The 14,981-nt window shown below is 34.9% G+C and carries 16 protein-coding genes; 6 read left to right on the forward strand and 10 right to left on the reverse strand.

Annotated features, from left to right (window positions below; genetic code table 11):
* Positions 1-83 precede the first annotated feature (83 nt).
* On the forward strand, positions 84-1,082 hold the full coding sequence (locus C7J88_RS04135; RefSeq protein WP_095117387.1) for an FUSC family protein: 999 nt from the start codon (positions 84-86) through the stop codon (positions 1,080-1,082).
* Positions 1,083-1,131: 49 nt separating this feature from the next.
* Here C7J88_RS04135 and gatD read toward each other — a convergent pair whose 3' ends face one another.
* Entirely contained in the window at positions 1,132-1,857 is a 726-nt protein-coding gene (gene gatD, locus C7J88_RS04140; protein ID WP_095117388.1) for a lipid II isoglutaminyl synthase subunit GatD, read from the reverse strand.
* On the reverse strand, positions 1,850-3,169 hold the full coding sequence (murT, locus tag C7J88_RS04145) for a lipid II isoglutaminyl synthase subunit MurT (RefSeq protein WP_095117389.1): 1,320 nt from the start codon (positions 3,167-3,169) through the stop codon (positions 1,850-1,852). The genes gatD and murT overlap by 8 nt, the downstream gene beginning before the upstream one ends.
* A 140-nt stretch (positions 3,170-3,309) precedes the next feature.
* On the opposite strand from murT, the gene ftnA reads away from it, so the two are divergent.
* Together ftnA and C7J88_RS04155 are read left to right on the forward strand one after the other, a co-directional pair.
* Positions 3,310-3,813, forward strand: a complete 504-nt coding sequence (gene ftnA, locus C7J88_RS04150) for an H-type ferritin FtnA (RefSeq protein ID WP_095117390.1) — start codon at positions 3,310-3,312, stop codon at positions 3,811-3,813.
* 118 nt (positions 3,814-3,931) lie between these two features.
* The gene (locus C7J88_RS04155; RefSeq protein WP_095117391.1) at positions 3,932-4,492 is read left to right on the forward strand and encodes a 3'-5' exonuclease; all 561 of its coding nucleotides are present in this window, start codon (positions 3,932-3,934) and stop codon (positions 4,490-4,492) included.
* Here C7J88_RS04155 and dinB read toward each other — a convergent pair.
* The gene (gene dinB, locus C7J88_RS04160) at positions 4,487-5,554 is read right to left on the reverse strand and encodes a DNA polymerase IV (protein ID WP_095117392.1); all 1,068 of its coding nucleotides are present in this window, start codon (positions 5,552-5,554) and stop codon (positions 4,487-4,489) included. The two genes, C7J88_RS04155 and dinB, sit on opposite strands and share 6 nt — an antisense overlap.
* A gap of 207 nt (positions 5,555-5,761) precedes the next feature.
* The gene (locus C7J88_RS04165; protein WP_095117393.1) at positions 5,762-6,016 is read right to left on the reverse strand and encodes a hypothetical protein; all 255 of its coding nucleotides are present in this window, start codon (positions 6,014-6,016) and stop codon (positions 5,762-5,764) included.
* A 153-nt stretch (positions 6,017-6,169) separates the two neighbouring features.
* Here C7J88_RS04165 and C7J88_RS04170 point away from each other — a divergent pair, with 153 nt between their 5' ends.
* Entirely contained in the window at positions 6,170-6,949 is a 780-nt protein-coding gene (locus C7J88_RS04170; RefSeq protein ID WP_095117394.1) for a nucleotidyl transferase AbiEii/AbiGii toxin family protein, read from the forward strand.
* 288 nt (positions 6,950-7,237) lie between these two features.
* Here the strand turns inward: C7J88_RS04170 and C7J88_RS04175 are convergent, their stop codons facing one another.
* A complete protein-coding gene (locus C7J88_RS04175; protein WP_095117395.1) occupies positions 7,238-8,572 on the reverse strand; it encodes an NtaA/DmoA family FMN-dependent monooxygenase in 1,335 nt (444 codons plus the stop codon).
* 124 nt (positions 8,573-8,696) lie between these two features.
* Here C7J88_RS04175 and C7J88_RS04180 point away from each other — a divergent pair, with 124 nt between their 5' ends.
* On the forward strand, positions 8,697-9,263 hold the full coding sequence (locus C7J88_RS04180; RefSeq protein WP_095117396.1) for a TetR/AcrR family transcriptional regulator: 567 nt from the start codon (positions 8,697-8,699) through the stop codon (positions 9,261-9,263).
* Between the two features lie 170 nt (positions 9,264-9,433).
* On the opposite strand, the gene C7J88_RS04185 is transcribed toward C7J88_RS04180, so the two are convergent.
* The 4 genes from C7J88_RS04185 to C7J88_RS04200 form a co-directional block, all read right to left on the reverse strand.
* Positions 9,434-10,240: an aldo/keto reductase gene (locus tag C7J88_RS04185; protein WP_095117397.1), complete on the reverse strand. Its 807-nt coding sequence runs from the start codon at positions 10,238-10,240 to the stop codon at positions 9,434-9,436.
* A 243-nt stretch (positions 10,241-10,483) separates the two neighbouring features.
* Entirely contained in the window at positions 10,484-11,773 is a 1,290-nt protein-coding gene (locus C7J88_RS04190) for an SIR2 family NAD-dependent protein deacylase (protein ID WP_095117398.1), read from the reverse strand.
* A complete protein-coding gene (locus tag C7J88_RS04195) occupies positions 11,770-12,624 on the reverse strand; it encodes an SIR2 family NAD-dependent protein deacylase (protein WP_095117399.1) in 855 nt (284 codons plus the stop codon). The genes C7J88_RS04190 and C7J88_RS04195 overlap by 4 nt, the downstream gene beginning before the upstream one ends.
* 53 nt (positions 12,625-12,677) lie before the next feature.
* Entirely contained in the window at positions 12,678-13,394 is a 717-nt protein-coding gene (locus C7J88_RS04200; RefSeq protein ID WP_095117400.1) for an MBL fold metallo-hydrolase, read from the reverse strand.
* 129 nt (positions 13,395-13,523) lie between these two features.
* Here C7J88_RS04200 and C7J88_RS04205 point away from each other — a divergent pair, with 129 nt between their 5' ends.
* The gene (locus tag C7J88_RS04205) at positions 13,524-13,943 is read left to right on the forward strand and encodes an Rrf2 family transcriptional regulator (protein WP_095117401.1); all 420 of its coding nucleotides are present in this window, start codon (positions 13,524-13,526) and stop codon (positions 13,941-13,943) included.
* 92 nt (positions 13,944-14,035) lie between these two features.
* Here C7J88_RS04205 and C7J88_RS04210 read toward each other — a convergent pair whose 3' ends face one another.
* Positions 14,036-14,926 carry a Fic family protein gene (locus C7J88_RS04210; protein ID WP_229709406.1) on the reverse strand — a complete coding sequence of 297 codons (891 nt, stop codon included), beginning with the start codon at positions 14,924-14,926 and terminating at the stop codon, positions 14,036-14,038.
* Between the last annotated feature and the right edge of the window lie 55 nt (positions 14,927-14,981).

Consider the following 14,981-nt stretch of genomic DNA (forward strand, 5'->3'; position numbering starts at 1 on the left):
TCCTTTCTAAATGCTATACCGTACTTATTATAACAAAATTTTTTTGATATACTAGAAGTAAGTACAAATCAGGAGCTATACGTATGAAAATAAAATGGTATAAAAAAGTCATTGGTGCCCGTACCATCAAAACCGGATTAGCCACTTTTTTGACGGCTTTGTTCTGTCTGTCACTTAACTTAAACCCTATTTTTGCGATTTTGTCAGCAGTTGTTACAATTGAGCCTACTGTCAAAGCTTCCATACACAAAGGGTATAAACGATTGCCTGCAACCGTCATGGGGGCATTTATTGCGGTTGTCTCCACATACTTTTTTGGTGACGAATCCGCCATTGCATATGGTTTGACGGCAACATTAACAATTGTATTGTGTATTCGCTTCAACCTGCACCCTGGTATACTCGTTGCCACACTGACTGCATTGGCAATGATTCCAGATATTCATGATGATTACATGTTTAACTTTTTCTCGAGACTCTTAACAGCCATTATCGGGTTAGTCACTGCTGGTCTTGTGAACTTTATGGTACTGCCACCTAAATATTATGAACAAATTGAAGCACTCATTGCATCTTCAGAACGACAAATCTATTACTTATTTGATGAACGTATGAAGGAGTTATTAATTGGCCATTTCCAATCTGCCAAAAGTGATAAACTCGTCGATCAATTGCACACTTGTAACACACGCATTGAAGAATTACTCGGTTATCAGCGTGATGAACTGAAATATCATAAGTCGAAAAACCGCTCAGATGATTGGATGCGATTGCGTAAACTTACCAATCGTGCACATGAAAACCGTCTACTATTGACACACTTGTCGAATATTATCTATTTACCTCAAGATGCCATGATAGTCTTTACTGACAAAGAAAAAGAAGCTGTCATCAATATTTCACAAAGTGTTGATCAAATCTATCAATGCGGTACTTTTAAACCTAAGCGGCAATCTGCTTCTACACTGAAAAATTCAGTCAAAGGCTTAAATGAATTTGATATCAATCAAATTAAAAGTCATACAATTTATGAAATCTTATTAATCTACCGTATTTTATTATTGCGTTATCGCGTGAAGTAATAAAAATACAGCCCGTATCCTAAACATAAAAGATACGGGCTTTTCTATATTATTTTTTATCTTTTTTCGCTCTGTCTACTAAAACTTGCTTTGCTTGTTCTTCTGCCATGTTATCGATTTTTTCTGGTTCGAATGTTATGCCTTTACGTTCCGCTGCTGTACGTAGTAAGTAATCCGTCATTTCATGATTTTTTGGTAAAACCGGACCATGTAAATACGTCCCAAGTAAGTTTTTATAATGAATGCCTTCTTGTTTATCCTTATCATTATTGCCATATCCATGTGTGACATGACCTAATGTTGGATATGAATGATACGTACGACCTCCATGATTCTCAAAGCCGACAATCGTACCGAACTGTTCACTTTCAATCACAATATCACCAGTGAGTCGGTCTGTTTGCGCTTCCGTATAAAAATCCAGAATATGCAGACCTTCTAGTTCTTTCCCATCTGCCGTAATATATTTTTCGCCTAAAAATTGATATCCACCACACACGACAAGTCCGGGTAATCCATCATCAATTGCTTCCTTCAACTCTGCCTTAATCTTTGTAAGTTCTTTCGTTGCAATTGCTTGTTCTCGGTCACTACCGCCACCTATGAAGAAAATATCCGCTTCTTTTAAGTTGATGCCTTCCGTTTCGTTGACATCGACAACATTAATATTAATATTCCGTTGTTTTGCTCGATATTTTAACGCCATGATATTACCAATATCACTGTAAAGATTCAATTTATCAGGCATAAAATGAAATACCGTTAACTCATGCATGTCCATGTCCCTCCTTAAAAGAACGTTCTAGCTGATCCAACATAGGTGCTAGTGATGTATAGTTCGGTATCGCAACCGTCATACTTGGATAGTCCATTGTAAGTGCCGTCGCTTTGTAAATATCTCTTTCAACAATCACTGGGACATTTATTTCCGCTAACTTCAATCGCAATTGCAATTCTTCTGCACGATTTCCCGTTACAACAATGGCCTCAATCTCTTGATGTTGAAGTTTTTCAAAATCCGCATCATAGATCCACGACGTATCTCGTCCATCAGCTGGAAAGTCATTAAGACTAAACAAATAAACTTTTCGGTCTTCTAACTGATCTCCCATCGCCATTGATGCATTCATCCCTGCTGGATTTTTCGCTAAGTTAATCAATGCTTTCTTGTTATTCTTCTCGAAATATTGCATACGTCCATTATCTGAAGTGTATGTTTCAAAACCCTTTTGAACTGCTACATCATCCAACCCTAACTCTCTCAATACAGCATAAGCAGCAAGGGCATTATAAGCATTGAAGTCACCCGCAATTTTCATATTAAATGTCGCTTCATTCACAGTCATATTCAAAAATGGTGTCACATCAAATGATGATACAGTATAGTCCGGCTCATGGCGATTGAAACCACATTGGCAACGATAATGCCCAAGCTGATTGTAATGAATGTGACTGTATTCAAGTAATTCTCCACAATTTGGACAGTATCGGCTTTCATTCATTGTCGATTGTTCAAATACATGTGCATCCGCATCCATCCCATAATATGTGACATTGTCGCTCGCTATTTTCAAACGACTGACGAATGGATCATCTGTATTTAATATCAATTGGATGCCTTTTCCACTAATAGCAGATAAAATGTTGTTCACCATAATATCTATTTCACCAAAGCGATCCATTTGATCCCTGAAAAAGTTGGTGAACACCATTTTTGTTGGTGTCATTTCCTTCAATACACGTGGAATGGAACCTTCATCAATTTCTATTACAGCAATCTTTGTATTCGGGGTTGACTGAACGATAAATGCAGATGTAATTCCTGCCGCCATATTCGCCCCTTCATTATTATGGATAATTGGAATATTATTTTGTTTTAATGTATGACCGATTAAGTTTGATGTCGTTGTTTTTCCGTTTGTACCACTGACAAATACAACTTCATCAACTTTAGCCGCCATTGTTCTCAATATGTTTGAATCTACCTTTCTCGCAACTTGTCCAGGTAAGTCTGTACCTTTTTTACCCGCGGCACGACTTGCTTTTCGTGCAAGCTTTGCCAACGTAATCGCTGTCCATTGTCTCATTCGATTTCTCCTCCATTTTTCCTATTGTATTATACCATGAGCCATTCATTTAGAAAATTAAAACTCTCCATCCCCATATTCATTGCAATCACACAAGAGATATGTGTAAACTAAACTTAAAGATAACTAGGAGGGATGACATGTTAGATAAACAACTACTAGATGCTTTAAACGATCAAATGAATCATGAATTCTTTGCTGCACACGCATATATGGCCATGGCTGCCTATTGTGATTACAAATCATATGATGGCTTTGCAAACTTCTATATTGAACAAGCAAAAGAAGAACGCTTCCACGGACAGAAAATTTATGATTACATCAATGATCGTGGTGAAAAGGCAGAATTCAAAGCTTTAGACACACCAAAAGTTGAATTTGATTCAATTTTACAAACATTTGAAGATGGCTTAAAGCAAGAACAAGAAGTTACAAGAAGATTCTACAACTTGTCTGAAATTGCAAATGACAAGAAAGATTATGCAACAATTTCATTTTTAAATTGGTTTTTAGATGAACAAGTTGAAGAAGAATCAATGTTTGAAACACATATTGATTATTTAAAACGTATCGGTAATGATTCAAATACTTTATATTTATATGAAAAAGAACTTGCAGCACGTACTTTTTCAGAAGAAGCATAATATATATTTTTAAGTAATTAAATTGGCTGGGTAGCGATTGTTTTACAGTTGCTATCCGGCCAATACTTGTCTCACTACTACTGATAATCAAAATCCTTTACTATATGGAGTTGGTTTTATGACAAACAATGCCTTTATCGCATTGGACTTTGAAACAGCAAATTATAAAAGAACAAGTATTTGTTCAGTAGGAATGGTTAAAATTGTAAACCATCAATTGACCGAATCTTTTCATACATTGGTGAATCCAAATGACTTCTTCTCTGAGCGTAATATCCAAGTTCATGGCATTCAGCAAAGAGATGTGCTTCATGCACCTGCATTTAATGAAGTGCTTCCTTATATGTTGGATTTTATTATCGATTTACCCGTTGTTGCACATAATGCAGCGTTCGATATGTCTGTTTTACATGCGAGCTTAAAGGCTGCTCATTTTGATACGCCAGACCTTACCTATTTCTGCTCATGCCAACTCGCACGCCGCACAGTGTCTTCACATCGTTATGGCTTAAAACATATGATGGACTTCTATGGTTTGGACTTCCGTGGCCATCATGATGCATTAAATGATGCCAAAGCTTGTGCCATGATTACGTATCGCTTACTCAAACACTATCCAGACTTACAAACAGTATTGAACGTTTATGGTAAAAAACTACGTGATAAAGACGCTCTATAAAAAGTCATATATGGTCATATTGCGGAAAGCAGCATCTTGTAAAGTACCAACCGTAACACCTATAAGCCGAATTGGAATATCCGGATCTTTTACATCATAATAGAGATCATACGCAATTTGATAAATGTCTCGCGCTTGCTGTACAGGTGTTTTTAAGCTTTGTTGTTTCGTATGCGTTTCAAATGTATTGGTTTTTATTTTTACAGTCACTGTATACCCTGCTTTTTGCAGTTTTTCTAAACGTTCTTCAATCTTTTCACACAACATTTCAATTTTACGCAAAATCTCTTCATCTTGATTCGTATCAACTGAAAATGTTCTTTCTGCTCCGACACTTTTTCGTTGGCGTTCACTTTTTACCTCTCGTTCATCTTTTCCTCTTACTCTTTCATATAAATATTTACCTCTTTTTCCAAATAGATATATGAGATCACGTTCACTTTTTTGATAAAGATCTTCTCCTGTGTAAATACCATATTCATGCATTTTTTCCTTAGATACTTTCCCAACACCTGGAAAATCTCCAATATCCAGTTTCATCAAGATATCATGCACATTGTGGTAAGTAATCACTGTAATGCCATTAGGTTTGTTCATCCCACTCGCTAACTTCGCCAAAAATTTATTATATGACACACCCGCACTTGAAGTTAATCCCGTTTCTTGCCATATATCACGCCGAATCATTTGTGCAATTTGAGAGGCTGAACGTTCAGCATTCACACTGGCTGTAATATCCAAATACGCCTCATCCAGTGATAATGGTTCAACCAATGACGTATAACGATGGAAAATCTCCATAATCTGTTGAGAAACCGCTCGATAAACTTCAAATCTTGGCGTTATATAGTAACCGTCTGGACATAGCTGGTGTGCACGAGCCATTGGCATGGCCGAATGTACACCCATTGCTCTCGCTTCATATGACGCTGTTGCCACAACGCCACGCCCACTCGCCCGTCCACCAACAATAACAGGTTTCCCTTTAAGTTTTGGGTTATCTCTCACTTCCACTTGTGCATAGAAATAATCCATATCTATATGTACGATCCTTTTTTCCATCGTCGTCACCTCCATTCAAATGCACGTTTATAAAAATATTATATACGATTCAACACATTATTTTAACTAAAGGAAGTGTTATAAAATGATTACTAACACTTAATAAATGGATGCTATTTCTAATTAGAAAAGAAGAATCTTTTATACACCAATCAAAATTAAATTATTGAAATAATATGGGAATATATCATAATAAATTATGGTTACTTAATAACCTATTCTCTCTATTGACTTAATATCACTATCTTTTTTATGACTTTGAAATTCAGCAAAATAAGCCACTTTATGCGTTTGCCCTTCTTTACATGCAAAGCATAACATAGAGGCCAATTTGCCATGTGACATGAGATAAATCACATCAACCTTTTCCATATGCATGTCCAGCATCTGCTGCTTCACGTAATCAAATAATTTTTGTTGTTTTGGTGCGTTGTTACAATGTTTTGGTTGTCGCATTTCCATACGAAACACTCCCTTGTTAATATATCTATGTCTCAATTCTTACAAACAATCATTTCATATTTATAAGAAATAATACACATGTTATCCTATATTACAACACATGATAGAAAGGCCTGAACTTTTTGACGACAATTAATTTAAAACTTAATAAAGATGCGGACTTATTATTTTTTAGAATCAATACTAAAGAAATTAAGTAACAGCTCTTTTTCTAGTCATTATATTTTTAAAGGTGGGTTTTTACTATCAAATGTCATTGGTATGACATCACGAATTACCGTTGATATCGATTTTCTTTTTGACAGAATAACACTCTCAAAAGAAACTGTGTATCATCAACTAACAGAAATTTTGGCAGCTCCAGAAAATAATATTTCTTTTACAATTCAATCCATTAAACCTATTAGAAAAAATGATGATTATGGTGGTTACCGTGCAATTATTCTATGCCAACTTGAAAATATTAAACAAGTTATGCCATTATATATTGCGACAGGCGATTTTGTCACCCCTTTTCCTATCACTTATAAATATCAATCAATTTTTGATAATAATCACTTTTCAATTATTGCATATACAATTGAAACAATTTTAGCTGAAAAGTTACAGACAATTTATTCAAAAAACTTCTTAAACAGCCGCAGTAAAGCCTTTTATGATATCTACATACTCTCCAAATTAAAACATAACGATATTGATTTTCCCCAATTACGAATTGCTTGCACAAAAACTTTTTCACATCGTCATACTGAACTCAATTACAAAAAATTCATCGCATTGCTAGAAAGTTTTAAGACTGATCATATTCAAAACAAACAATGGCAGTCTTATTCTAAGAAACATAGTTACACAAAAAATATTCTCTTCAAAGATATTCTCCATGAAATGATTGCCCTATTGCTAATCCTTCAAACAATTAATAGCTATGAATGATACCATTTTATTGCTTCTATATAGATACAAATCACTGCAGTTAAAAAGACTCTACATTCCCATTTCTAGTAATATCAAATTCCACTTAAATATATAGACATCTCACTCGAAGAAGCCCAAGAAGAATTACATGAAGCCATTTATTTTAAATTTTAATCAAAAAAGTAGTGACATCCCCTTTTTTAAAAATTAGGATGTCACTACTTTTTTAGTTTTGTCTATCATATTTGTTGCTTCCACACGCCAAAAAAGCCATTTTTGTAGTGTAGAAGCAACATCTCATAAAAATTATTTTTCTTCTTTTTTCAAACCATATTGATACGGTATGCCGAAGTTTTCTCTTAATGTATCACCTTCATAATCTTCATGGAAAATACCTCGTTCTTGTAAAATCGGTACCACTTCATCTACAAAGCGTGGTAAGTCAACTTCATAAACATTCGGCATCACCCAAAAGCCATCTGCACCGCCTTGTTCAAACCATTCAGTTAAATAATCCGCGATATCTTCTGCTGTACCTACTGCTGCTGGATGATAGTCAATAACAGAGTGGTAAATGACATAACGTAATGTCCAGCCTTCACGTGCAACTTTGATAATGTTTTCAATTCTAGGATCACTGTATGGTGTCACAACAACATTATCTAAAATTTCGGGATCAATTGGCTTATCAATATCAGCCATTGTAAATTGTACACCTAATGCATAGCCAATTTGAGCAACTCTTTGATAAAACGTTTGCTCATCAATAAATTGTGAATGACGCTCTAATGCATCTTTTTTCGTATCTCCTATTAAAGGCATAACGCCAGCAATAAATTTAATTTCATCTGGGTCACGACCATTTTCAACAGCCGTTTGTCTTAACGCATTACGTGTTTCTCGTCCTTGCTCAATCGTCCAAACTTCTCCAATCATAGCATTCGCATACTTCCCAGCATAAGCGATACTATTGCCAGAACCGCCTGAATGGAAAATAACAGGTTGTCCTTGTTTTGAAGGCGGGATTGGAAGCGTACCTGTACTTTCAACATATTTCCCTTTGATAGAGACTGATTCCACTTCATCATAATCAGCAAAAACTTTATTTTCTTTATCAAGTTTTAGCGCATCTTCACCCCAAGTTCCCCATAGCGTTTGAACCGCTTCTGTAAATTCATACGCTTTACCATAACGATCGAAACTTGGTGAAAGCTTAACTCCATATGCACTTGCACTCACACCGTTCGCACCTGTTACCGCATTCCAAGCGGCACGCCCATTACTGATCGCATCTAGCGATTTAAACTGTCTTGCAATTTCATAAACACTATTCCAAGATGTCGCTTTTGTAATTGCCATCCCAATGTGTTTTGTATTATGTGCAATCACTGTCGCAATCAATAAAGGATCTACACCCATAGATTGCGCATTTGCATTATCCGTTTCTTTTGTGGCAGGAAAATCACCAAAGAACATAAACTGGAACTTTCCTTTTTCTGCTAATTGTGCAGCCTTAATGTCATAGGATAAATCTGGGTATTTTTCAAAATTGATTTTGGGATCTGACCATGATTTAAAACTTAAACCTGGTACGCCAAACATGGCTAATCCTAGCATCATTTGCTTTTTATTTTCTGCCATATTCATTCTCCTTATATACGATACTTGTTTTATTTTATAGTAAGTTATTGTACACTTGTAACATAACGTAGTCAATTTACACTTCTAGCAAAAGTGTCACTTATCATTTTTAAAGGAGTTCAATATGATTCAAGATTTAAGATTTAAAAAAGTAGAAGAAAATTTGAGATCTGCCCTATTAACATTATTAAAAGAAAAAACATATCAAAAAATTACTGTTACCGATATATGTCAAACAGCAAAATGTTCTAGAAATGCCTTTTATTTACACTATGAAAGTAAAGAAAATCTATATCAAGCCATTCTTATGGATATTATTGTAGATATTGAGGAGAGTTGTCGTCCTGTTGTTGAAAAGTATTCTGATATCGGTATGGCAGAATCTAAAGAATATTTAACGAACATCTTGAATGCTGTTGAAAAACATCGTCCGATTCTGTCACAACTATTAGACAACAAACAGGTTAATTTTTCGGATAGTTTAAAGGAGAGTATGGTTGAAGTGATGTGCACCTACTCTAAAAAAATTAACCATGATCCTGATTTAGACTATATTCACTACACAACGAGTGGTATCGTTGGATTTATCGAATATTGGGTCGTCCATACTGATTACACCTTAGATGAGGCAAAAGAAAATCTCTTTAAAATTGCCTTTCAAAATACCCATTCAGAAAATAATTTATTTTAATCACAATAAGTTAATAAAGTAGATATTTTAATATCATTATTTTAAGACTGTGGAATTGAGATACTGCATAAAAATAGGATCTGAGTAGAAATACTGTGGTTTCGGCAAAATTTATTCCACTCTTCATTCATTTCTACTCAAATCTAAATATATTTTTCAAATTATCTCAATTAATACTCTGTCCATGAAAATAATGTCTCATCTCTATCTAATGATTTAATCCTATTCATTTCTTCAGGTAATAATTGAAAATCAAAAATGGACATATTTTCTTCTAAGAGTTCAATACGTCTTGTTTTGGGAATCACTGATATCCCACGTTGTGTTAAAAAGCGCAATACAATTTGTGCAGGTGATTTCTTATATTTTTCCGCAAGTTGAATTAATTCTGGTTGTTGGTCAATACCAATCTTTCCTTGCCCCAGTGGTGACCATGCTTGCATAGCTGTTCCATGCTCCTTCAGTTCTTGTTGTAAAGACGACTTTTGAAATTGTATATGACATTCTACTTGATTGACTACTGGAATGATATCAACCTTTTTCAGAAACTGTTCAAATCGCTGTTGATCGTAATTAGAAATACCAATTGCTTTAACTTTCCCATCATGATGTGCCTCTGCCATAGCTTCGTACATAGCTATGTCATTTGAATACGGCTCATGAACTAGCAGAAGATCAACATAGTCCAAGTTTAAGTTATCTAAGGAATGTACAATGCCATTGCGTGTTTGTTTATATCCATTACTACGACTATCTAATTTTGTCGTAATAAACAAATCTTCACGGTTTACAGATGCTTTGGAAATACCTTGACCTACTTCTTTTTCATTAGCATACATTTGAGCTGTATCTATTAGACGATAGCCTAACTGTATTGCTTCAGATACTAGAGAAATACATATTTCTCCTCTTAAGTCCCATGTACCTAACCCTACTAAAGGCATTTTTACGCCAGTGTTTAACGTTAAACATTCCATTTGATTCCTCCATTAATTTCAGTAATGAATAACACAAAACATATTAATTACATACATAAATTCTATCTCAAAAATTCTTTTTATCAAAAAATACGCATATTATCACCGCTTATGATAAAAACAATTGGATAGTAGTAATAAACAAAGAACAACTCTATAGATTGGCTATCAAAGTGTCTCCATCTATAGAGCTGTTTTTTTAGAATGATTTTAAACTTAATTTGTGAAATATGGATATTTCAACTATTTCATTGCTAATCTATCAAATAATGCTTGATGCTCTGGGAATGCTTGACTCAGTTGATCATAGGTTGGCATCATGATTTTACCATCACTATCAAAAGCTGTATTAATGCTAATTTGAGAAAATCCTGCTTCACCTTCAGGGTCTCTTTCGAAGGCAACATAAGTCCCTAATTCGATATATAGTCCATGCAGATCACCTTTCGATTTATTCAGACCAATTCGGACTAATTGGTATTCACCATTTGCAGTAATACAATGTGCCAATGTCGTATCACCTAACGTATACATCACACTTTGTCCTTGTTGATTCAGATGAAAGTGAGATGGATTTTGACTATCGATTGTGACATATCTCGGGATACCGCTGTATTGATTACCTTGTGTTACTGTGTATGATGGATAAACTTTTTTAATCATCTTTTTTTCTGACGGTTCATTTATCTCTGGTGCACTTACACGGCTCCCTACACTTTCTCCTGTTAATAGTTCATCTAAAGAATGGGTTAATAATCCATCCATTCCAATAGATTGTTGCTTAATACTCGCTTTAATATAAACTTCGCCTTTATTAATTGTAATATAGCGATGATTACGATGACTCTCAACCAATTGCATACTTGGGGCTTTAATCAGTTGATTGTGTGCACCGATTCCCAATTCTAAAACGACGAGATTTTTCCCTTTATATTGTTGAATAAATGTTTGGAAATCCGTCATCTTCTTTTGGTCCACTTCAAATTGTGGGCTCGGAAGATTAAAATCTACTACAGCACCGCAATGCTCACATTTAGGTATATCCGCTTCAGTCAATGTTCCACTATTCACCTTGTCACTGATATTTTGTATATCATTCATGAAATCAACGATATGACCATTTTCACAACGGCCTTCTGTCCAGTTCCCTTCAACTTCTAAAACACGTTCAAAGCCGGCTTGCACAAAGTGATGCTCTGTATTTGATGTCCAAATGAAGTATGGTTTTTCCTTTAAAAGTGCTTTTAATTGAATCATCACTTCGCTATCTTCATAATTACCTGAATAATATTGAACAACAGGTGCCAATGTTGCCCACTTATCTAGCAACGAAGGATAAGGATATTGAAATGCGGTTAAAAGATTAGGTAAACGATATGTTTCTCTCGCTGTTCCTAATGCTGCACGCATTTGTGGGTTATCTGTAAAAAGATTTAATCCTTCACTAATCGCAAAACCATTACTCGCTGTTACTAAAATTGCATCTGCTTCAGAAAGCCATTGTTGTGCTAAATGAATCCCTTTTTCACTCATGGCTTTACCTCCAATTCTCGAATGGCAGATGCTAATACTTCATGGATATCTTCGTGTATTAATAATGAACGCTCTTGTATTTGCGGATGTGTCAGCGCATGTTGTGGGTTAATGTTGACATAGAAACTATTAGGCAAATAATGGGTCAGCTCCCAAAAAGGTTCCTGAATAAACATCGGTGTCATCCGTCCTACGCCTAATTCTAAAAAGAGAATTTTCTTTCCACGATGTTGGTTTAAAAAGGTACTTATTTTTTGATGTTCTTCAAAATATTGTTCACCTTCTAAAAATTCAGGCCCACGTACCCAAGGGATTAATGAACTACCATTTATTTTACTTTTGGGTATTAATTCAGAAGGAAGTGTATGATTTTCTAACTTTGGTAGAAGATTATCTAAAAACACTTTTGTGTCATATAATGTTTGATCAACATGTGTATTTTTACTTTGAAAGTAATGCCATGATCCTTGTATTTCACTGACTTTATCTTCTGGAAAATAACGATGTACTAAAATATCTTGGTTCGTTGTTACAACATGATATGGTTTTTGTTGTATTAATGTTTTTAAATATTCATAGGTTGGTTTGGGAGTTTCTATATTGGTCATCAAATCTAACATTCCTAAGTAAAATCCCCAATGTTCTTCTTCTGAGACAAAATGTGTATAAAAGCCATCAAATAAACCACGAAAACCGTATTTATTGGCATAGTGACGCAGTGTATCATTCAACATATCACTATCTTCATACCAAATATTCAAACCAGTTGCTGCTGACATACCTGAGCCAGCCCCTACAAGTATGGCATCTGCTTCATTTATCTTTTCAATTAGTGTATGAATCTGAGACATTCTCGTACCTACCTTTCAAAAGTTAACAATTCACCATCTGATGGTACAAATATTTAATCTGTTAATTGTTTTTCTGCGATGTCTTGTTTTAATTCTGTTCGACTCAATTTTGCTGTATTAATGGCTTCCATATGAACTGATACAATTTTTGCAGTTGGTAATGTTTGATGACAGCTAAACAAATCATCCATATCCATAACAAATGGACCTCCTTCTAAATATTGGTTCCCACCTGCATTCAATACCATAATATCTGGTTTTTCTGTAGTTAAAATATTTTCAACTTCTTCATAATACACAGTGTCTCCAGCAATGTAGAGTGATGACTCGTCTCGGTGACGTAGCACAATGCCCCACACTTCTCCAGCCTTCACTGCAATCTCTCCATGCCCGTGACGACCAGTTGTTCTAGTAATATCAATACCTTCAAATGCACCCCCAGTCGTAATCCTTACATCTGTAAAACTTTGTTCTCTAATTTCTGTTGCAATACTTTCTGAAAGTGCCAAGATTGGTAAATTTTTAGGTAATACTTCGATCGCAACTTCATCCCAGTGATCGTAATGCGTATGTGTCACAACAACAGCATCAATGTCCTCTATTACTTCTTCTATAGACATTGGTAATTCAACTGTTGGGTTTAATTCATCACTGTGTGCCCCTTCAAAAGTTGGATAACGGTGTTTTTCTCCTAAAAATGGATCTATTAAAAATCGTTTATCTGCATAATCAACGATAAGTGTTGCATTTCTAATTAATTGTATTTTCATAAAATCTCGCCTCTGATGTATATTTATTTTTAACAACAAAGTCAGTATAATTTATACTTTACACTCTCGTCAACTGTTGTTACTTTAAATTCAACAACAAAAAATTTATAATAGATTTGAGGTGATAATATGAGACCGTCCACAAAGCTTAGTAGCGCCGTTCATATACTAAGTTTGATCGCAATGAACCCTTTTAGTAATCTAACAAGTGAACGAATTGCTGAAAGTATGGTTACTAATCCATCTGCAGTTCGTCAAATTATGAGCCAATTAAAAAAAGCAAATCTTATTAATAGTGTACATGGCCATGCCCAACCTGTTTTGAATAAGCCACCAGAATCTATCAACCTTTTAGAGATTTATCGTGCTGTTGAAGGTGATAAACCCCTCCTTCATTTAAAGGCCGTCATTAATCCAGATTGTGGGCCTGGTACTAAAATTCAAAGTTCATTAGGGCAACAATTTGATATTCTGCATGAAAAAATATTTCAAGAATTTGCGTCAGTAACCTTAAAGGATATTCTAGATGGCACAAAAAATATGTATTAGACCGTTAATAAAAGGCAAAGAAAAGCTATGAAATCAGACGACTTCATAGCTTTTGTTTTCTGTGTTTAAGATAGTACAGTGTGCATTATTTTCTAACTCTTACCTAAAATTTCTATATATCTCTCTAATATATCATTGATATATTTCGCAAATAAGTCTTCCATTGCTGATAATGTCTCTTTGGAATGATACAATTCAAAGGCTTTATAGTATGCAAGTCTATCTGTAAATTTGATATCAATAGGTGGATAACCTGCTTTCATCAACTCTAAATTCACAAGTAGCCTGCCCGTACGTCCATTACCATCAATAAACGGATGTATGCTTTCAAACTCAATATGAAATCGTGCAATTTTAGTTATTAGTTGTTCCGTACTTTTTGAATAGTTCATTAATAATTGTTCCATTAGAGGTTGTATCATATATGGTTGCGCAGGGACATTGACAGCCCCCAAAATACGAACAGGTACTTTACGGTAAACGCCACGGTCATCCTTTTTGTCTGATAAAACCAAGTAATGAATGTTTTTAATCACCGATTCAGTTAATGCTGATTGTTCAGAAACAAGCGATTTAACATATTGAAAAGCTTCACGATGTCCAATTGCTTCCATATGATCCTTTAAAGGTTTTTGATCAATCGTTAATCCTCGTAAAACAAGGTCTGTTTCACGTAATGTTAAACTGCTTCCCTCAATTGCGTTAGAATTATAAGTATATTCAATCATAAACTCTTCATTTAAACGCTCTAATTCCCCATCTGTCAATGGACGTAGCTTGGTGAGCTGTTGCATTTTATGCTCAATAAGAGAATAGAGGCTCTCTGCTTTTTTTAATCTTGCATCAGAAGGCTTTTTGGCATCTGAAGGTATTTTCCATGCACGCCCTTCTTTAATGACACCAGGTATTCTTCCTTCTTTACATAAAATACGTATGCGTCTATCAGATATTTTCCAAAGTTCTGAGGCTTCTTTTACAGTCATATACATTATCATACACCTCTTTTCAAGACATATTATACTATAGTTCGGAACAATA

Source organism: Staphylococcus muscae (genome assembly GCF_003019275.1).
Classification (GTDB): Bacteria; Bacillota; Bacilli; order Staphylococcales; family Staphylococcaceae; genus Staphylococcus; species Staphylococcus muscae.